The following is a 19946-nucleotide window of genomic DNA, read 5'->3' as shown; positions in this document are numbered from 1 at the left end:
CCTCACTTCTCCCCCTCACCACAAACAAAAACGCCGGCTCAGTGAGCCGGCGTTTTTTCTGCGTGCCGTCAGGACATCAGGCCTCGAACGGATGACGCAGTATCATGGTCTCAGCGCGATCCGGACCGGTGGAGATGATGTCTACCGGTACACCGGTCAGCTCCTCGATGCGCTTGATGTAATCGCGCGCCGCCTGGGGCAGGCCTTCCAGGGTGGTCACACCCACGGTGTTGTCGCTCCAGCCGGGCATGGACTCGTATACCGGGGTCACGGTCTCGTAGCCTTCTGCGGCCATGGGCGGTACATCCTTCACCGAGCCATCGGGCATGCGGTAGCCGGTGCAGATCTTCACCTCGCTCAGACCATCGAGCACGTCGAGCTTGGTCAGGCAGAAACCGGTGATGGAGTTGACCTGAATGGCCCGCTTCATGGCCACGATGTCGAGCCAGCCGGTACGGCGCTTGCGGCCGGTGGTGGCGCCAAATTCGTGCCCTTTCACACCCAGGTGCTCGCCCACTTCGTCGAACAGTTCGGTGGGGAACGGACCCGAGCCCACCCGAGTGGTGTAGGCCTTGATGATACCCAGCACATAGTCCACATAGCAGGGACCAAAACCGGAACCGGTGGCCACGCCGCCGGCGGTGGTGTTGGACGAGGTCACGTAGGGGTAGGTGCCGTGATCGATGTCCAGCAGGGTGCCCTGGGCCCCTTCAAACATGATGCGGTCACCGTTGCGGCGCGCCTTGTCGAGCATGTCGGTCACGTCCACCACCATGCTGGTCAGCAGCTCGGCATAGCCCTTGGCCTGCTCCAGCACGGCGTCGTAGGACACTTCTTCTTCGCCGTAAAAGCCTTTCAGCTGGAAGTTGTAGTACGCCACAATTTCCTTCAGCTTGCCGGCAAAAGTGTCCATGTCGAACAGATCACCCACGCGCAGACCGCGACGAGCCACCTTGTCTTCATAGGCGGGGCCGATACCACGGCCGGTCGTGCCGATGGCCTTGGCGCCACGGGCTTTTTCCCGGGCCTGATCCATGGCGACATGGTAAGGCAGGATCAGCGGACAGGCTTCGCTCAGCTTCAGGCGTTCGCGAACCGGTACACCGCTTTGTTCCAGGCCGGCCATTTCCTTGAGCAGCGCGTCGGGAGACAGCACCACGCCGTTGGCGATGATACAGGTGCAATTGTCGCGCAGGATACCGGAGGGGATGAGATGGAGGACGGTCTTCTTGCCGTCGATGACCAGGGTGTGTCCGGCGTTGTGGCCGCCCTGATAACGTACAACATAACGAGCCTTGTCGGTCAGCAGATCGACAACTTTGCCCTTGCCTTCGTCACCCCACTGGGTGCCAAGTACAACAACGTTTTGTCCCATTTTCACTAACTGTCGAGTTGTTAAAAATGGAGTCTAACAAATTTTAACCAAGGCCGGAACTGCCAGACGGCCGGATTGCTGAAAATATTGCCAGGCAATAAAAAAGCCCGGTTGCCCGGGCCTTTGTTATGGGATTGTGCGTGCCATCAGTTGGATCCGGAAGGATCCTTAAGGAAGCGGAAGAAGTCGCCTTCCGGCTTGAGGATCATCATGTCGCCGCCCTGCTCAAAGCTCTTGCGATAGGCCTCGAGGCTGCGGATAAAGCTGAAGAACTGCGGGTCCGCGGCGTAGGCATCGGCATAGATCTTCGCCGCCTCGGCATCCCCTTCACCCCGCAGGGTACGGGAGTTACGCTGGGCATCGGCAATCATGATGGTCACCCGGCGATCGGCTTCGGCCTTGATCACTTCGGCCTGCTCACGCCCCTCGGATCTGTGTTCCCGGGCCACCGCGGTCCGCTCGGCGCGCATGCGCTGGTAGATGGAGTTGGACACCTCGGTGGGCAGGTTGATCTGCTTGATGCGCACATCCAGCACCTTGATACCCAGCTCAGACGACGACTCCAGCAGCCCCTTGAGGGCGCTTTCCATCACATCGCCCCGCTCGCCGGAGACGATATCGCGAATGGTGCGGCTACCGATCTCCGAGCGCAGGCTGTTGTTGATCCGCCGGCGCAGCAGGCTTTCGGCCTGCAGCCGATTACCGCCACCGGTGGCCAGGTAGTACTGTTCGAAGTTGTCGATACGCCACTTCACGTAGGAGTCGATGATCAAGTCCTTTTTCTCGGAGGTGACGAAACGATCCACCTGATCATCCAGGGTCTGAATACGGGCATCGAGCTTGCGCACCTGATCGATCAGCGGCACCTTGAAGTGCAGGCCCGGCTGATAGACCACCGGCAGCTCCGAGCCCTGCTCGCGCTTGACCTTGCCGAACTGCAGCACGATGCCGCGCTCGCCCTCGGCCACCACAAAAATCGAAGAGAACAGCAGTACCGCCAGCAGGGCCAGCACCACGATTAACAATCTTTTCATCGCTTAGTTTCTCCCTGTCGTCGGACGAATGTTGGTTCTGTCGGAGCCGGGCCGAAGCTGGCCGCTGTCCTGACCGGAAGACACATTGTTGTTGTTCAGATAGTCGGACGTGATCACATTGGGGTCCACACGGGCTTCACGCGTCGCCTGTTGCTCCATCAGCTTGTCCAGCGGCAGGTACATCAGGCTGTTGCTGCCTTCCGGAGTGTCCACCACCACCTTGTTGACCTTGCTGTAGATCTCTTCCATGGTCTCCAGGTAGATACGCTGACGAGTCAGGTCCGGTTGCAGTTCATACTGGGGCAGCAGCTCGCGGAAGCGGGCCACCTCACCCTCGGCGCGCAGGGCCACCTGCTGTTTGTAGGCCTCGGCCTCCTGCAGCAGACGCTGGGCCTGACCCCGGGCCTTGGGCTCGATTTCCCGGGCATAGGCTTCGGCTTCACGAATAAAGCGCTGTTCGTCTTCCTGAGCGGCGATGGCATCGTCAAAGGCGTCCTTCACCTCTTCCGGCGGACGAGCCGGTAGGAAGTTGAGATCCAGGATCATCAGTCCGAGCTGGTAGGGATCAATGATCTCTTCCAGCAGGGCACGGGTCTCCTGACGTACCCGTTCACGACCCACGGTCAGCACGTCGTCCATGGTGCTGTGACCCACCACGTAACGCAGGGCGCTGTCGAGGGCCTGATGCAGGCTGTCGTCGGCATTGGTGACGTTGAACAGGTAGTCACGGGGCTCAATGACCCGGTACTGCACGTCCATCTCCACCCGTACCAGGTTCTCGTCCCGGGTCAGCATAAAGCCGGACGCCGGCAGTGAACGCACGGTTTCCACATCCACCGGATACACCCGATCGATAAAGGTCGCCTTCCAGTTCAGGCCCGGCTCTACCGTCTGGTAGAACTTGCCAAAGCGCAGCACCACGCCCCGCTGGGCTTCGCCGATGGTGTAGAAACCGCTCACCACCCACACCGCCAGGGCGATCACCAGCACCACGGTAATCCCAAAAGATCCGAGGCCACCACCGCTGCCGGAGCCGCGGTTACCCAGCAACCCACCCAGTTTTCCGCTCAGGTTGCGAATCACCTTGTCCAGATCCGGCGGGCCCTGATGCTTGCCGTCATTCCCCCAGGGATCACGGTCTTTGCCACCATTTCCAGGCTCATTCCAAGCCATTTGTATCTCCGTCTTTCTGGTTTATGAAAATAACTCTACCAAGCAATTGATCATTCAGGCAATCAATCGCTTATAAAGCGTTCCAGTTGCTCGCCTTCCTGTTTCAGCAGACGGTGCCAGTCGGCCTGCTGCAAACGTATCTCCACCACGTACTCGCCCTGGTCTCCAAAAGACTCTGTCACTATGCCGTTAAGGGCATACAGCCGGCTGCGCAGTCGCGAGGCCGAGGGTGGCAGGGTCAGCCGGTGCTCGACCAGGGTGCCGGCCAGCAACTCGTTCAGTGCCTTCAACAGACCGTCAATGCCCAGTCCTTGTTGCGCCGACACCCATACCGCTCTGGGCCTGCCTTGATCGTCCCGCTCGATGCGGGGTTCAGGCGGATCGAGCTTGTCGATTTTGTTGAACACCATCAGCACCGGGATCTCGTCGGCCTCAATCTGCTCAAGCACCGAGTTGACCTCGTCGATATTGTCCCGCATCTGCTCGTCGGCGCAGTCCACCACGTGCAGCAGCAGATCCGCATCCCGGGTTTCCTGCAGAGTGGCCTTGAACGCCGCCACCAGATCGTGGGGCAGATGACGAATAAAGCCCACGGTGTCGGCCAGAATGGCGAGGCCGGCATCGGGCAGTTCAATCTTGCGCAGGGTGGGGTCCAGGGTCGCGAACAGCTGATCCGCCGCGTACACATCAGACTCGGTGAGGCGGTTGAACAGGGTCGACTTGCCGGCGTTGGTATACCCCACCAGAGACAGCGTGGGAATTTCATTGCGCTGACGCGCCCGTCGCCCCTGTTCACGCTGGCGGGACACCTTCTCCAGCCGTTTCTGAATGTACTTGATGCGCTCGCGCAGCAAACGCCGGTCGGTTTCCAGCTGGGTTTCACCCGGACCGCGCAGACCAATGCCGCCCTTTTGCCGCTCCAGGTGGGTCCACCCCCGCACCAGCCGGGTAGACAGGTGACGCAGCTGGGCCAGCTCCACCTGCAGCTTGCCCTCGTGGGTACGGGCCCGCTGGGCGAAGATATCGAGAATAAGGCCGGTGCGATCCAGCACCCGGCATTTGACTTCCCGCTCCAGGTTACGCTCCTGGGCCGGAGACAGGCTGTGGTTGAAAATGACCACGTCGGCCTGGTGCATCTGCACCAGCGACGCCAGCTCTTCCACCTTGCCGGTACCGATGAAAAACTTGGACTGGGGCGCGGCACGGCTGGAAGTGACCACGGCACAGGTGGTGACGCCGGCGGAGTCGGCCAGCAACTGCAGCTCTTCGAGATCTTCCCGCTCGCTGTCGTCGGTAAAATTGATATGAACCAAAATGGCGGATTCGCCACCCTGATAACGCTCAAACAAGGTGTGTCCTCCGTGGTTTGGCCGGTATGTTCACAGTGTTACTGCTGTGGTGAGGGAACGAATTCAGGCTCAACCTTCACCCTGCTCGCTGTCGGCCTGCTCCTGCCCGCCGCTTGAGGGGGTCAGATGATGCACCGGTCGGGCCGGCACCACGGTGGAAATGGCGTGCTTGTAGACCATCTGGCTGACGGTGTTTTTCAGCAGAATAACGAACTGATCGAAAGACTCGATCTGTCCCTGAAGCTTGATGCCGTTGACCAGGTAGATGGAAACGGGAACCCGTTCGCGACGCAGCGCGTTCAGAAACGGATCCTGCAGTGATTGCCCCTTAGCCATTTTGTTGTCCTTATCTTTTGTAATAGTGAAAAATTATTATTTTTTTGTTGCCTGACCGGCCTGCCGGACCTGCTCAATCAGTTGCCGCCCCGCGTCCTTGTCGTCGGTGTCGAGCCAGATCAGTCCGGGCCAGCCTCGTAACCAGGTCAGTTGTCGCTTGGCCAGCTGGCGAGTGGCTGCTACGCCTCGCTGCACCATTTCATCATAGCCAACATTGCCGGCCAGGTAATCCCACATTTGCCGGTAGCCCACACAGCGAATGGACGGCAGTTCGGGATGCAGATCGCCGCGCTGATACAGCTGCCTGACTTCATGCTCAAAGCCCTGCTCCAGCATCAAGTGAAACCGCTCGGCAATACGCCGGTGCAGCTCGGCGCGCTCGGCGGGCGCAATCGCAAACTGTAACACTTTGTAAGGCAAGGGATCACCCTTGCTTGCCGTCAATTCTGTGAGCGTTTTACCGGAAATGCGAAAAACTTCCAGCGCCCGGGAAAGGCGCTGGGGATCGTTAGGATGAATGCGCGCAGCGGCCACCGGATCGATGGCCGCCAGATCCTGATGCAGGCTCTGCCAGCCGCGCTCGGCGGCATCCCGTTCAATGCCGGCGCGCACCTGCGGATCCGCCGACGGCAGCGGCGACAGCCCTTCCAGCAGGGCCTTGAAATAGAGCATGGTACCGCCCACCAGCAGCGGAATACGGCCGGCGGCGGTGATCTCGGCCATGGCAGCCAGGGCGTCCCGGCGAAAGTCGGCGGCGGAATAGGCCTCGGCAGGATCGATCAAGTCGATCAGCCGGTGCGGCGTGGCGGCCAGCTCCTCGGCGGTGGGCTTGGCGGTACCGATGTTCATGCCCTTGTAGACCAGTGCCGAGTCGACACTGATGATCTCGCAGGGCAATGCGCGGCACAAGGCCATGGCCAGACCGGTCTTGCCCGACGCCGTCGGCCCCATCAGGAATATCGCCGGGGGCTTAGTCCCCATGTGTCCACCTGTTCAGTTGCTGTTCCATCTCCACCGGGCGCATCACGTCCGGCGGTACCTCATTCAGTTCGGGCCCGAGCTGCTGCCACAATGCCGTGGCCCGGCGCCAGTTCCAGGCTTCGTCGGCCAGGGCCTGCTGCGCCAGCCACTGACACAGGGCCTCGGGCTGGCGGGCGTCTTCCCGCTCCAGTCGCGCCAGCAGCTCGGGAAACAGCCGCGCCAGATCCGCATGGCGCAGGGGCTGGGGTACCCGGGTCAGAATAATGGTGTCGCCGGGACCGGTTTTCAACTCCAGCCCGAGCTTTGTCAGCAATGCCTGGTGGCTTGCCAGGGCTTGCTGCTGCTCTGCCGGCAAGGCCAGCCGAATGGGCAGCAACAGCGGCTGGGGCGTCAGCCCCTGTTGCCAGGCCGCCAGCAAGGCCCGGCCATTGAGCCAGACGCTGGCCTGGTTCAACTCGCACAGCCACAGCCGCCCGCGGTAAAGCACCACCAGGAACCGTTCCCGTTCCAGCAGCAGGGGCAGGTTATCCTGGGCATCGGCGGCGGATGCCGCCACCGGGGCGGATGCGCTAGCGCCCGACGCGGGCAGCGTGGTCATCAGACCGTCGAGCCCTTGCCACTGCCCCTGAGTAATACCGCTGTCGTGGGTCCGTTCCGCCCCATAACCATGCTGGCTGATACCGCTGTGGCGGGGTTGCTCCGCCCCACGGCCGTAACCATGGCCGGCCGGCGCATAACGGGGGGACGCGGCAATGGGCGCAGGCTCATAGGCTTCGGCCTCATAACCGGCGTCCGGCTCCTGGGCCGAGGCCGGCGGCACGCTGTGCGTGTCCTCCAGAGTCTGGTGCAGCACCTGGTAAATGAAGTCGTGCACCAGCCGGGCCTGATGAAAACGCACCTCGTGCTTGGCCGGATGCACGTTCACGTCCACTTCATGGGCATCCAGTTCGAGATACAGCACAAAGGCACCGTGGCCTTCCGCCGGCAGCCGGTCGCCATAAGCCTGACGCACCGCGTGATTGAGCAGCTTGTCGCGCATCATGCGGCCATTGACGTAGGTGTATTGCAGATCCGGCTGGGCCCGGGCTGCCGACGGCGGCGCCAGCCAGCCCCACAGGCGCAGGCCGTGGTGATCGCTGTCGAATTTCAGGGCCGAGCTGACAAAGGCCGGGCCGCACACCGCCGCCAATCGCTTGTCGTGCTGGGACGGCAGGGTGCCGGCCCGATACTGACGCACCGGCTTGCCGTTATGACGCAGGGTAATACCAACATCAAAGCGACTGAGGGCAATGCGCCTGAGCACCTCGTCGATATGGCCGAACTCGGTTTTCTCGGTGCGCATAAAGCGCCGCCGGGCCGGGGTGTTGAAGAACAGATCGCTCACTTCCACCGTGGTGCCGACGGGGTGGGACGCCGGTTGCAACTGCACCGCCATATCCCGGCCTTCCGCCATGGCCTGCCAGGCCTGCTCCTGCTCCGCGGGTCGGGAGGTGAGCACCAGCCGGGACACCGAACTGATGGAGGCCAGCGCCTCGCCGCGAAAGCCAAGACTGAGAATGGCCTCCAGATCCGCCAGGCTGCTGACCTTGGAAGTGGCATGGCGCGACAGCGCCAGGGTCAGTTCATCCTTGCCGATACCGCCGCCGTTGTCACGAATGCGGATCAGTTTGGCACCGCCCTTTTCGATGTCCACCTCAATGCGGGTGGCGCCCGCATCCAGGCTGTTTTCTACCAGCTCTTTCACCACGGAGGCGGGCCGTTCCACCACCTCGCCGGCGGCAATCTGGTTGGCCAGCCGGGCCGGCAGTATTTGTATCGGCATATCAGCTTCCCGGAATGTTCAGCACCTGGCCCACCCGCACCACATCCGAACTCAGATCGTTATGGCCCTTGATGCGATTGACCGAGACGCCATAGCGACGGGCGATCACCGACAGGCTTTCCCCCGTTTTCACGGTGTGACGAATGGCCCCGCCGGGGGCGGCGCTGGCCGCCATCATGGTGCCGTTGGGCGGATTTTGCCGGTAATAGGATTTGACGCCATTGAGCAGGGCCTGGGCAATTTTCTGCTGATGGGCAGAGGTCAGCAGCAGTTGCTCTTCATGGGGATTGGAGATAAAGCCCGCCTCGATCAGCAGCGAGGGAATGTCCGGGGATTTTAGTACCGCCAGGCTGGCGTGCTCGGGCTTGCGCTTGTGCAGCCGCACCACCTTGGCCATTTCCGCCAGAATGTGCTCACTGATGGCGTAACTGTCGGCCCGGGACTTGTCCATCGACAGATCGAGGAAGGTGCGGGTGAGATAGGGGTTGCCATCGGTCTGGGAGATCACCTCGCCCACGCCTCCCAGCAGCTCCGACTGACGCTCCTGTTTCTCCAGCCAGCCGGCCATTTCCCGGTTGGCCCGGTTGGACGACAGCAGCCAGACCGAGGCGCCCCGCGGCCCCTGGTTGGCCACGCTGTCGGCGTGAATGGACAGCAGCAGATCGGCCCGGGCCTTGCGGGCGATTTCCGAACGCTGGTTGAGGTTGACGTAATAGTCGCCGGTGCGGGTCAGGACCGCCCGCATGCCCGGCTCTTTGTTAATCAGCTCCGCCAGCTTGCGGGAAATGGCCAGGGTAATGTGTTTTTCCCGGTTCTTTTTCGGGCCGATGGCCCCCGGATCCTCGCCGCCATGGCCGGCATCAATGGCGACCACCAGCTCGCGCAGCCCGGCCGGCGCCAGCTTGCGTACGGCGGGAGCGGGCTTGCGGCTCTGATCCTGATAAGGCAGGTCGATCACCAGGCGGTGGCCATAATTTCCCGCCGGCGCCAGGGGAAACACCACCGGCTTCACTGAGGCCTTGAGCTCAAACACCAGCCGTTGACTGCCGGCCTGGGGCGGTTTGCTGTCGCGAATGCGGGTGATCAGCTCGCTGCTGTTGTTGATGGCGGCGAAGTTGACCCGGTTTTGGGTATGCGCCAAATCCACCACCAGCCGGTGCGGGCCATTCAGCATAAAGTGGTCGAAACGGGGCGCAGCCTGCATGTCGAGCACAATGCGGGTGTTATCCGGCGACGGCCAGATGCGAATGCCTTCCAGCTGATTGGCCCAGACGCTGACGGAGCACAACAGACAGAACAAGGTCAGCAGGGTTTTCATGCCGGCACCGCCTTCAGCAAGTTGCGGCCGGTCTCGGTACGGGCCTCCAGCAACGCCCGGCGGGCCTCGCCGTTATAGCTGAGGGTAATGTCCAGATCCGGCCCCGGCAGCATGCCCTGGCCCCGCTCCGGCCACTCCACCAGGCACAGGCTGTTGCCGGTGAAATAATCACGAATCCCCATGTATTCCAGCTCTTCCGGATCCGCCAGCCGATAAAGATCGAAGTGGTAAACGCCACGGTGGCCGCACTGGTAGGGCTCTACCAGGGTGTAGGTCGGGCTTTTCACCTTGCCCTGGTGGCCCAGGGCCTGGATCACGCCCCGGCTGAAGGTGGTTTTGCCCGCACCCAGCTCACCGTGCAAAAAAATCACGCAGGCATCATCACAGGCCCGGGCCAGGCTCGCGCCCAGCGCCAGGGTGGCGGCTTCATCGGCCAGTGTCAGGGTCAGGCTTGTTGTTGTCATGTTCATCCGTCTGATTGATAAGGCTTCTAATGGGTATAAGCAAATCCGATGCCAGCATGCCGACAATACCGGCGCCGGCGGCCAGATCGCCGGCCCTGGCATGAAGGCATACGCCCAGCCGGGCCGCGGCCTCCGGTGCCAGGCCCTGGGCCAGAAAGGCGCCGATTATACCAGATAACAAATCCCCCATGCCTCCCGACGCCATACCCGGATTGCCATGGGGACACAGGGCCAGGCCCTGATCACCGGCAATCAGGCTGCCGGCGCCCTTGAGGACCACCACGGCGCCGGTTTGTTCCCGCAATTGCCGCACCGCGCCAAGCCGGTCGGCGTCCACTTCGGCGGCGGTACAACCGAGCAGGGCGGCGGCTTCCCCCGAGTGAGGCGTGAGCACGGCATTGGCCGGTGCCCTGCCCTTCAGCAAATGCAGGGCATCGGCGTCGATCACCATGGGCTTGCCGGCGGCCAGTGCCGCGGCCAGCAACTCCCGGCTCCAGTCGTCCCGGCCCAATCCCGGTCCCAGCACCAGGGCGTCAGCCCAGGCCCACTGGTCAAAGCCGGGAAAACCGGCGGTCATCAGCTCGGGGCGGGTCAGGTTGAGCAGTGACACATGATCAGGGTGGCTCACCAACCGTACCAGGCCGGTACCACAGCGCAGTGCCGCTTCCCCCGCCAGCCGAATGGCGCCGCTCATGCCTGAATGGCCCCCAGCCACCAGCAGCCGGCCGGTCTCGCCCTTGTGGGCGCCCCGCCGCCGCCGAGGCAAGTGACTGCGTTGCGAGTCCCAGTGCAGCAATTGTAGCGCCGGTTGTTGTTCCAGCCGGAGCTGAATGCCCAGATCCGCCAGCCACACTCGGCCGCACACGTCCGGCCCCCGGCCGGTGAGCAGGCCGGGCTTGAGCCCGACAAAACTGAGGGTGGCCGCGGCCGCCACCGCCTCGGCAGGAATACGACCGGTATCGGCGCACAGGCCGGAAGGCAGGTCTACCGCCAGCACCGGCACGCTCAGCCGGTTGATGGCGGCAATATGCTGCCGGGCCACCGCTCTGGGTTCGCCGCTGAGCCCGGTGCCAAGCAGGGCGTCGATCACCAAATCCGGCGTTCCCTGCAGGGCGTCCAGGGTCTCAATGGCACCGCCATCGGCGCGATAATGATCCCGGGCGATGGCGGCATCCCCGGTCAGCGCCTCGGCATCGCCCATCTGCACCAGCTGCACCCGAATGCCGGCGGCCCGGGCCAGTCGGGCCACCACGTAGCCATCGCCGCCGTTGTTGCCACCGCCACAGAACACCCACCAGTGCCGGGCCTGGGGCCATTGCCGCCGTGCCAGCTCAAAGGCCGCCAGCCCCGCCCGGGACATCAGCTCGAACAGGGCCATGCCCATGGCCGCGGCGGCCTGCCGCTCGCCCTGTTTGATCTGCTCCGGCAGCCAGAGCCCTTGTGTTAGACTATGGGGCTTTTCCAGACCGGTAATGCTCATGACCACTCCCGATTTCGATGCGTTGGCTCACGATATCAAGCTCTGGGCGGCAGAGCTAGGCTTTGACCAGGCCGGCATTACCGGTACCGATTTGTCCAAACACGAGCCCCAACTGGCCGCCTGGCTGGCAAAAGGCTACCACGGCGAGATGGACTACATGGCCCGCCACGGCATGATGCGCGCCCGCCCCCAGGAGCTGCTGCCGGGCACGCTCAGGGTGATTTCGGTACGCATGAATTACCTGCCCGAGCACGCCGCCATCGCCCATGTGCTGAGTGACCCGGAAAAAGGCTATGTCAGCCGCTACGCGCTTGGCCGGGATTACCACAAGGTGCTGCGCAACCGGCTGAAGAAACTGGCGGACCGAATCGCCGAGCGGGCCGAAGGCCTGGTAGCCCGCCCCTTTGTGGACTCGGCGCCGCTGCTGGAACGGCCACTGGCGACCAACGCCGGCCTGGGCTGGACTGGCAAGCACTCCCTGGTCATCAACCGCGAGCAGGGCTCCTTCTTTTTTTTGGGCGAGCTGCTGGTCAACCTGCCGCTGCCGGTGGATGTGCCGGAAACGGAGGACGGCTGCGGCCATTGCGTGGCCTGCCTCACCATCTGCCCCACCCAGGCCATTGTCGAGCCCTACGTGGTGGACGCCCGGCGTTGCATTTCCTACCTCACCATTGAGCTGGACGGCCCCATTCCGGAGGAGTTCCGCCCGCTGATGGGCAACCGCATTTACGGCTGCGACGACTGCCAGCTGATCTGCCCCTGGAACCGCTTTGCCAACGCCAGCCAGGAGCCGGACTTTGCCCCCCGGGAGCCGTTGCATGCCCCGCAACTGCTGGCGCTGTTTGACTGGAGCGAAGATTACTTTCTGAAGATGACCGAAGGCAGCCCCATTCGCCGCATCGGCCACCGGCGCTGGCTGCGCAATATCGCCGTGGCCCTGGGCAACGCACCGGCCAGCCCCATGGTGGTGTTTGCCCTGGAGCAAAAACGGGATCTGGTGGATGACATGGTGCGGGAGCATATCGACTGGGCCCTGGCCCAACAACAGCAAAAGCTGGCCCGGCAGGATCGCAAGACCGCCCGGCTTATTCGCGCCGTGGACAAGGGCATGCCGACGCACGCCCGCTGACTTCCCGAATCAACGGAATACCAATACCGACGCCATGATTTCCAGATTGTTTTCCCAGGACGAATGCCGCCTGCTCGAAGAAATTATCGCCCACCGGCGGGATATCCGCGGTAACCGCTTCACCCACCAGCCGGTCTCGGACGAGGCAATGGAAAAGCTGCTGCTGGCGGCACTGAACGCCCCATCTGTCGGCTTTTCCCAGCCCTGGGAGTTCGTGGTAGTGCGCGACCCGGCCATCAAACAGCAAGTTGCGGCCAGTTTTCAACGGGCAACTGAGCAGGAAGCGGCCCGTTTCGGGAATACCCGCCAGGCAGCATACCGCCGGCTGAAACTGGAAGGCATTACCGAGGCCCCGGTTAACCTGGCGGTCTTCTACAAGCCGGAGCAAAAAGCGGTGCTCGGGCAGACCGCCATGCCGGAAATGGGACCTTACAGCGTGGTGTGCGCGGTACAGAACATGTGGCTGATGGCCCGGGCACTGAACCTCGGCATGGGCTGGGTCAGTATTCTCGACCCGGAGCGCGTTAAACGATTGCTGAAAGCACCCGAGCAGAACAAGCTGGTAGCCTACCTCTGCATTGGCCATGTTACCGACTTTCCGGCAACCCCCGAGCTGGAAAGTCTGCAATGGGAAAAACGCAAATTGCTGGAACAGGTAGTGTTCAGTGAAGGCTATGATGGTTAATACGCCAGCCGAAAAGCAAAAAACCGACCCTGAGGTCGGTTTTTTAATTTTGAAGCGTGAAAACGAGATTCGAACTCGCGAGACGCCGCGTCCCGCCCCAACCTCGGCAAGGTTGTGCACGAAGCATGTGAGAATAGAAAAGCAAAAAGCCGACTCTGAAGTCGGCTTTTTAATTTGGAGCGGGAAACGAGATTCGAACTCGCGACCCCAACCTTGGCAAGGTTGTGCTCTACCAGCTGAGCTATTCCCGCAAAACTTTTAGATACCGTTCTGGTGAAACGTCATCGTTGTAACTTGGAGCGGGAAACGAGATTCGAACTCGCGACCCCAACCTTGGCAAGGTTGTGCTCTACCAGCTGAGCTATTCCCGCAAAACTTTTAGATACCGTTCTGGTGAAACGCCATCGTTGTAACTTGGAGCGGGAAACGAGATTCGAACTCGCGACCCCAACCTTGGCAAGGTTGTGCTCTACCAGCTGAGCTATTCCCGCGTAAAACTTTAAACTTGTGCATGGGGCCGCGGTGCGACCCTCATCAACTTCAGCAAGGTCAAGCTCTGTATCAGCTGAGCTATTCCCGCAATTTTAACTTGCTTTCAAACACCGGCCTGGTGACCCATGTTTTTCAATTTGGAGCGGGAAACGAGATTCGAACTCGCGACCCCAACCTTGGCAAGGTTGTGCTCTACCAGCTGAGCTATTCCCGCACTCACAGTAACCAGCGGCTTGCTTCGCATTTCCTCTTGGCTACGGGAGGCGAATTATAAGAGCGGTTACGTTGAATGCAAGCCTTTTTTTTCGCCCCCATTTTCGTTTGCCGAAAATGCGACCAATCGTTCAAAAAATGCCTGGTGCCCGATTAAATGGTAAACACATGCTGGCGGTAGAACTGCAGTTCGGCAATGGACTCGCGAATGTCGTCCAGCGCCTGATGGCTGCCCTTCTTGGTAAACTGCTCCAGCAACGCCGGCTGCCAGCGGCGCACCAGCTCCTTGATGGTGCTCACGTCCACGTTGCGGTAATGGAAAAAGGCTTCCAGTTCCGGCATGTGCCGGGCCAGAAAACGCCGGTCCTGGCCGATGGAGTTGCCGCACAGGGGCGAACTGCCCTGCGGCACCCACTGGCGCAAAAAAGCCAGGGTCTGCGCCACCGCCTCGGCTTCGCTGATGGTGCTGGCCTGCACCCGCGCCACCAGGCCGGAGCCGGTGTGGGTGCGCACGTTCCAGTCGTCCATCTTGCCCAGCTCCGCCTCGCTCTGGTGAATGGCCAGCACCGGCCCTTCCGCCAGAATGTTCAGCTCCTTGTCGGTGACGATACTGGCAATTTCAATAATGCGGTGTTCGTCGGGCTCCAGACCGGTCATTTCCAGATCGATCCACACCAGATTTTCGGCACTTTGGCTCATGGGTTACTTTCCTGCGACGTGGCAATAGGGACAAGATTGAAGGGGAAAGTGTATCATAGCCGGCAGTGAAAACAGGTTCGAGGACAGCGTGACCAAGAAGAGACGCCTGAGCAAAGGCCAGAAACGCCGCGTAAGCGACAACCACAGCCGCCGGCTGAAAAAGCAGCAGGCCGAGGTGATCGACGACACCCTGCTGGGCCCGCCTCAGGAAGGCGTGGTGATCAGCCGCTTTGGCCAGCACGCGGACATTGAGGACAGCGAGGGGAAGATCCATCGCTGCAACCTACGCCGAACCCTGGGCTCACTGGTGACCGGCGACCGGGTGGTCTGGCGCCCGGGCACCGATATCTTGCAGGGTATCAGCGGCGTGGTGGAAGCGGTGCACCCGCGCGCCACCGTGCTCACCCGCCCCGACTACTACGACGGCATCAAGCCGGTGGCCGCCAATATCGACCAGATAGTGGTGGTGTCCGCCGTGCTGCCCGAGCTGAGCTGCCATATCATCGACCGCTACCTGGTGGCCGCCGAGGACGTGGAAATGCCGCCCATGCTGGTGCTGAACAAGGTGGATCTGCTGAGCGACGAGCAACGCCGTGACGCCGAACGCGACTTGCAGCGCTATCGGGACATCGGTTACCGGGTGCTGCTGGTGAGCTGCGACACCGGCGAAGGCCTGGACGAGCTGCAACAGGCGCTGAGCAGCCACACCAGTATTTTTGTGGGCCAGTCCGGGGTGGGCAAGTCGTCCCTGGTGAACGCCGTTATGCCCCATGTGGACGTCCAGACCGGCGCCGTGTCCGACAACTCGGGCCTCGGCCAGCACACCACCACCACCGCCCGGCTGTATCATTTTCCCACTGGCGGCTCGCTCATCGATTCTCCCGGCATTCGCGAGTTTTCGCTCTGGCACCTGGATCCCGATCGGGTGGCCTGGTGCTTCCGCGAATTTCGCGACTACCTGGGCGGTTGCCGCTTTCGCGACTGCAAGCACGGCACCGATCCCGGTTGCCTGCTGCAGCAAGCCGCCGCCGACGGCCGCATTCACTCAGAGCGGCTCGACAGCTACCACCGCATCATGGATGCCATGGCGGACAAACCCGACCGCTATCATCCCAACTCCTGACCGTGTGACTCCAGAATGAAAGACCATTTCAAGATTTTGCTGCAATATCTGCTGCCCAAACACCTGCTGTCCCGCCTGGTAGGCAGACTCGCCGCCGCCGAGGCCGGCGCCCTGACCCAGTGGCTGATCAACACCTTTATTCGCCGCTACAAGGTGGACATGAGCGAGGCCGCTCATTCCGAGCCCGGTCATTACAAAAGCTTCAACGCCTTCTTTACCCGCCCGCTGAAGGACGGCGCCCGCCCGCTGGTGGACGGCGACGACGTGCTGGCCATGCCGGTGGACGGCACCATCAGCCAGTTGGCGCCCATTGAGCAGGGCCGCATCATTCAGGCCAAGGGCCACGACTACAGCGCCCGCGCCCTGCTCGGCGGCGACAAGGATCTGGCCGCGCCCTTTATGGGCGGCGATTTCGCCACCATCTACCTGGCGCCCCGGGATTATCACCGCATTCACATGCCCCTCGACGGCGTACTCAGAACCATGGTGTACGTGCCCGGCGAGCTGTTCTCGGTGAATCCGCTCACCGCGTCCCGGGTGCCCGAGCTGTTTGCCCGCAACGAGCGGGTGGTGTGCATCTTCGATACCAGCGCCGGCCCCATGGCCATGGCTCTGGTGGGGGCCACCATCGTCGCCAGCATCGAAACCGTCTGGGCCGGCACCGTCACCCCGCCTCCGGGCAAGCGGGTGCAACGCTGGAACTACGATGCCGACACGGCGCCGCGGCTGGCGAAAGGCGAGGAAATGGGCCGATTCAAGCTGGGCAGCACAGTGGTGTGCCTGTTTGGCCCGGATCGGGTCGCCCTGAGCGAGCGGCTGACACCCGGTACGCCCACCCGCATGGGCACCGAATTTGGTCGCCTGTTGTCATAACCCGAACTTGCCCGATTGAGAGACGCCGCCGTGTTTGCGCCCATTCTGCTGTTTTTGATGCTGTTGTTGCTGCCGGCCCCGGTGCCGGCGGATCAGAGCGTGGCCGATATCGAGGCCCTGCTGAAGGAAATTCCGGAAGGGGACAAGCCCGAGCTGCAAAAACTGCGCGACAGTTACAACCAGGCGCTGCAACTGGTGCGGGAAGGCGAACGCTATCAACAGCAAACCGACCGCCTGCGCCAGTTCATGGACGACTACCCGAACGCGCTGAAAAAGCTGGAGCAGGAAAAAGCGGCGCTCAAGGGCACCTCCACCGAGAGCATTCCCCTGCTCGACGGCCCGGATCTCGAGCAGGCGCTGGTGGACGCCCAGGCACGGCGGCTGGAGCTCAGGCGCCAGCGGGAAGAGCTGGCCAACACCTTCAACCTGCAGGAGCTCAGCAACAGCGGCCTGCACAACCAGCTCGACGAGCTGCGCCAGCAACTGCGCCAGACCCAGCAGAACCTGGATCAGCTGCAGTTTACCGAGGAGCAGGGCCGGCAACAGAACGCCAACCGTATTCTGGCCATGGTGCGGGAGCAGAGCCTGCAGCGCCGCATTCAGATGCTGGAGCTGGAGCAGCTGTCCTCCGGCAACCGGGACACCCTCAACAAGCTCAGGCTGGAGATACTGCAAAGCCGGCTGACGGATCTCGACCAGTACATCGACGCCCTGCAAAACCGGCAGAATGAGCTGCGCCGGGCCACCACCGAGGCGGCCATTGCCGAAAGCGAACGGCTGCTGGACGAGGTGCAGACCGACTCGCCTTTGCTGGCCCGGGAGCAGGAGCGCAACCAGCAACTGTCGGCCACCCTGGTGGAGCGCAGCCGCACCATCGAGTCGCTGCAACTGGAAAACCAGGCGGTGGAAAGCGCCGTCAGCGAGCTCACCACCCTCAAGAACAACCTCAAGGAGCAACTGGAGTGGCTGGAGGTCAGCCGGGGCTTTGGCGAGAACCTGCGCAACCGCCTGAGCGAGCTGCCAACCCCCTACCCCCTGCCTCAGCTGGAAGCCCGCATCGTGCAAAGCCGGGTAGACAAATACAGCTATCAGGAAGATCTCGACGACATTGCCAACAACAGCTACCGCAACCGGCTGCTGACCCTGGAGCAGGGTCTGAGCGAAGAACAGCTGTTGCTGCTCGACGAACTGCTCACCACCCGGGCCCGCCTGCTGGAGCGGCTGCAGGCCGCCACCGACACTCAGATCCACGAGCAGACCCGGCTCAAGGTGGCCTACAGCCGGCAGAACGGCCAGCTGGAAGAAATCCGGGCGCTGACCGAAGAGCGACTGTTTTGGCTGCCGGACCTGCGCCCCGTTGGCAGCGGCTTTCCCGCCGCCCTGCGGGAAACCCTGGAGTGGCTGACTCTGGGCGCCACCTGGACCGCCCTGCCCAAGGCGCTGCAGCAGCAGGGCGGCGCCAGCCTGACCCTGTACGGTATCAGCACCCTGGTGGTGCTCTACCTCTGGCTGCTGAGCCGGCGCAGCCTGCGAGATTACCTGACACGGATCAGCCCGCGCATTGGCAACGTCACCCAGGACAAGTACGGCTACACCTTCAATACCCTGCTGCTGAGTCTGCTCACCGCCCTGCCGCTGCCGGCGCTGTTGTCGCTGCTGTCCCATGCCATCGACTCGCCCCTGGCCTCGCCCATAGTGGTGTCGCTGTCGGCGGCGCTGCGGGAGCTGATGCTGCCGGTGTTCATTCTGCTGCTGGTGGGTAACCTGACCCTGCCAAAAGGGCTGCTGGTGATGCATTTCAACCTGCCTGCCGAGCAGGTACGCCGGGTCTGGCGCCAGTTCCGCACCCTGATGCTGAGCCTACTGCCCATGCTGCTGCTGCTATACACCTCCCGGGAATTCAGGGAGTTCTCCCTCTACGACACCCTGGGGCGGCTGGCCTTTGTCTATACCTGCGTGCTGATGAGCCTGTTTTCCTGGCGACTTTACCGTCAGGACATGCCGCTGCTGGTGTCATCACCGCGCCAGGAGCACCTGACCCTGGCCAACCACCTGCTATGGGGGCTGCTGATCACCGCGCCGCTGCTGGCTCTGGCCGCCGCCATCATGGGCTATCTGTTCACCGCCCATACCCTGCTGCGCCAGCTGGAAATCTCGGTGCTGGCCGGCCTGGGCTTTGTGATGGCGTATTTTTCGGTGCGCCGCTGGATGCTGCTGCAGCGCCGGCGCCTGGCTTTTGAACGGGCCAAGGCAAGGCGGGCGGAAATCCTGGCCCAGCGCAAGGAAAAAGAGCGGGACGAACCCCAGGAAACGCCGCCCAGCCCCGAAGCGGAGGCCGCCGCCGTGGCCGAGGTGGATCTCGACGCCATCAGTGCCCAGTCGCTGGGGCTGCTGCGCTCGGTGCTGATGCTGGGCTACATTCTCACCCTGATGCTGCTGTGGTCCGAGATCAACACCGCCTTCAGCTTTCTCGACAGCATCGAAGTCTGGCACGTGTCCAGCAGCCTGGCCGGGGAAGATACCCTGGTGCCCATCTCACTCAAGGATCTGGTGATTGCGGTCTTTCTGGTGGTGCTCACCCTGGTGACCGCCCGCAACCTGCCGGGTCTGATGGAGCTGAGCGTGCTGCAGCACCTGGATCTGTCTCCCGGCACCGGCTTTGCCATCACCACCATTTCCAAATACCTGGTGCTGGTGTTCGGTGCCTTTGCCACCTTTGCCATGCTCGGCATCGACTGGTCCAAGCTGCAGTGGCTGGTGGCGGCGCTGTCGGTAGGCCTGGGCTTTGGCCTGCAGGAGATTTTCGCCAACTTCGTCTCGGGCCTGATCATTTTGTTTGAAAAGCCCATTCGCATCGGCGACACCGTCACCATTCGGGATCTCACCGGTACCATTTCCAAGATCAAGACCCGGGCCACCACCATAGTGGACTGGGACAGACGCGAGATCATCGTGCCCAACAAGGCCTTTATTACCGAGCAGTTTGTCAACTGGTCGCTGTCGGACGCCATTACCCGGGTCAAACTCTATGTGCGGGTGCGGCTGGACGCGGACGTGGAGCTGGTGCAGGGGCTGCTGCAGGAAGCCATTGACGAGTGCAGCCTGATCCTCGACAACCCGGTGCCCGAAGCCTTCCTGGTGGAGCTGACCGATTCTGCCCTGGTATACGAGGTGCGGGTCTATGTAAACGACATGGGCCATCGCATGCCCATGACCCACGAACTGCACAACCTGCTGCTGGAGCGGCTGCGCCGGCATGATATTCGAATTCCCCATCAACAGGTGGACATTCGGCTGGTGGGCGAGCACAACGCGGCCCTGGCCGGCACCTCCAACAAGGCCGCCGAACCAGGCTAACTTGCACTTTGCCCAAGGCTGAGCCACGCTTGGGTGTTGGCGC

16 protein-coding genes and 4 tRNA genes are annotated in these 19946 nt (G+C 62.3%); 5 read left to right on the top strand and 15 right to left on the bottom strand.

Annotation, left to right across the window (positions count from 1 at the left end; genetic code table 11):
* Positions 1-76: 76 nt before the first annotated feature.
* The 10 genes from GU3_RS05635 to GU3_RS05590 form a co-directional block, all read right to left on the bottom strand.
* On the bottom strand, positions 77-1375 hold the full coding sequence (locus GU3_RS05635) for an adenylosuccinate synthase (RefSeq protein WP_014291571.1): 1299 nt from the start codon (positions 1373-1375) through the stop codon (positions 77-79).
* Positions 1376-1521: 146 nt separating this feature from the next.
* Complete coding sequence (gene hflC / locus GU3_RS05630; RefSeq protein WP_014291570.1) at positions 1522-2409, bottom strand: protease modulator HflC; 888 nt, start codon at positions 2407-2409, stop codon at positions 1522-1524.
* A 3-nt stretch (positions 2410-2412) separates the two neighbouring features.
* Complete coding sequence (hflK, locus tag GU3_RS05625; protein WP_014291569.1) at positions 2413-3582, bottom strand: FtsH protease activity modulator HflK; 1170 nt, start codon at positions 3580-3582, stop codon at positions 2413-2415.
* 62 nt (positions 3583-3644) lie between these two features.
* A complete protein-coding gene (gene hflX / locus GU3_RS05620; protein ID WP_014291568.1) occupies positions 3645-4931 on the bottom strand; it encodes a ribosome rescue GTPase HflX in 1287 nt (428 codons plus the stop codon).
* Positions 4932-5000: 69 nt separating this feature from the next.
* A complete protein-coding gene (gene hfq, locus GU3_RS05615) occupies positions 5001-5267 on the bottom strand; it encodes an RNA chaperone Hfq (RefSeq protein WP_014291567.1) in 267 nt (88 codons plus the stop codon).
* A 36-nt stretch (positions 5268-5303) separates the two neighbouring features.
* A complete protein-coding gene (gene miaA / locus GU3_RS05610) occupies positions 5304-6248 on the bottom strand; it encodes a tRNA (adenosine(37)-N6)-dimethylallyltransferase MiaA (RefSeq protein WP_041542968.1) in 945 nt (314 codons plus the stop codon).
* Positions 6238-8070, bottom strand: coding sequence for a DNA mismatch repair endonuclease MutL (gene mutL / locus GU3_RS05605; protein WP_014291565.1), 1833 nt, complete (start codon positions 8068-8070; stop codon positions 6238-6240). Before mutL ends, miaA begins: the two co-directional genes overlap by 11 nt.
* A gap of 1 nt (position 8071) precedes the next feature.
* Complete coding sequence (locus GU3_RS05600) at positions 8072-9388, bottom strand: N-acetylmuramoyl-L-alanine amidase (protein WP_014291564.1); 1317 nt, start codon at positions 9386-9388, stop codon at positions 8072-8074.
* Positions 9385-9852, bottom strand: a complete 468-nt coding sequence (gene tsaE / locus GU3_RS05595) for a tRNA (adenosine(37)-N6)-threonylcarbamoyltransferase complex ATPase subunit type 1 TsaE (RefSeq protein WP_014291563.1) — start codon at positions 9850-9852, stop codon at positions 9385-9387. Before tsaE ends, GU3_RS05600 begins: the two co-directional genes overlap by 4 nt.
* Complete coding sequence (locus GU3_RS05590) at positions 9815-11332, bottom strand: bifunctional ADP-dependent NAD(P)H-hydrate dehydratase/NAD(P)H-hydrate epimerase (protein ID WP_014291562.1); 1518 nt, start codon at positions 11330-11332, stop codon at positions 9815-9817. Before GU3_RS05590 ends, tsaE begins: the two co-directional genes overlap by 38 nt.
* Here GU3_RS05590 and queG point away from each other — a divergent pair.
* Both queG and bluB read left to right on the top strand, forming a co-directional pair.
* The gene (gene queG, locus GU3_RS05585; RefSeq protein WP_014291561.1) at positions 11331-12461 is read left to right on the top strand and encodes a tRNA epoxyqueuosine(34) reductase QueG; all 1131 of its coding nucleotides are present in this window, start codon (positions 11331-11333) and stop codon (positions 12459-12461) included. The two genes, GU3_RS05590 and queG, sit on opposite strands and share 2 nt — an antisense overlap.
* A 34-nt stretch (positions 12462-12495) precedes the next feature.
* On the top strand, positions 12496-13146 hold the full coding sequence (gene bluB, locus GU3_RS05580; RefSeq protein ID WP_014291560.1) for a 5,6-dimethylbenzimidazole synthase: 651 nt from the start codon (positions 12496-12498) through the stop codon (positions 13144-13146).
* A gap of 175 nt (positions 13147-13321) precedes the next feature.
* Here the strand turns inward: bluB and GU3_RS05575 are convergent.
* The 5 genes from GU3_RS05575 to orn form a co-directional block, all read right to left on the bottom strand.
* Positions 13322-13397, bottom strand: a tRNA-Gly gene (locus GU3_RS05575).
* Between the two features lie 44 nt (positions 13398-13441).
* A tRNA-Gly gene (locus GU3_RS05570) sits at positions 13442-13517 on the bottom strand.
* Positions 13518-13561: 44 nt separating this feature from the next.
* A tRNA-Gly gene (locus tag GU3_RS05565) sits at positions 13562-13637 on the bottom strand.
* Between the two features lie 139 nt (positions 13638-13776).
* Positions 13777-13852, bottom strand: a tRNA-Gly gene (locus tag GU3_RS05560).
* A 152-nt stretch (positions 13853-14004) separates the two neighbouring features.
* A complete protein-coding gene (gene orn, locus GU3_RS05555; protein ID WP_014291559.1) occupies positions 14005-14550 on the bottom strand; it encodes an oligoribonuclease in 546 nt (181 codons plus the stop codon).
* An 88-nt stretch (positions 14551-14638) separates the two neighbouring features.
* Here orn and rsgA point away from each other — a divergent pair, with 88 nt between their 5' ends.
* The 3 genes from rsgA to mscM are packed head-to-tail and all read left to right on the top strand — an operon-like array spanning position 14639 to position 19903.
* Positions 14639-15673 (top strand): small ribosomal subunit biogenesis GTPase RsgA, encoded by a 1035-nt coding sequence (rsgA, locus tag GU3_RS05550; protein WP_014291558.1) that lies wholly within the window; start codon positions 14639-14641, stop codon positions 15671-15673.
* A gap of 15 nt (positions 15674-15688) precedes the next feature.
* The gene (asd, locus tag GU3_RS05545; protein WP_014291557.1) at positions 15689-16546 is read left to right on the top strand and encodes an archaetidylserine decarboxylase; all 858 of its coding nucleotides are present in this window, start codon (positions 15689-15691) and stop codon (positions 16544-16546) included.
* A 30-nt stretch (positions 16547-16576) separates the two neighbouring features.
* Positions 16577-19903: a miniconductance mechanosensitive channel MscM gene (gene mscM, locus GU3_RS05540; RefSeq protein ID WP_014291556.1), complete on the top strand. Its 3327-nt coding sequence runs from the start codon at positions 16577-16579 to the stop codon at positions 19901-19903.
* Positions 19904-19946 lie beyond the last annotated feature (43 nt).

The sequence above is a fragment of the Oceanimonas sp. GK1 genome (assembly GCF_000243075.1).
Classification (GTDB): domain Bacteria; phylum Pseudomonadota; class Gammaproteobacteria; order Enterobacterales; family Aeromonadaceae; genus Oceanimonas.
Note: the sequence above shows the minus strand (reverse complement) of the source record. Positions and strands in the feature narration are given on the sequence as shown.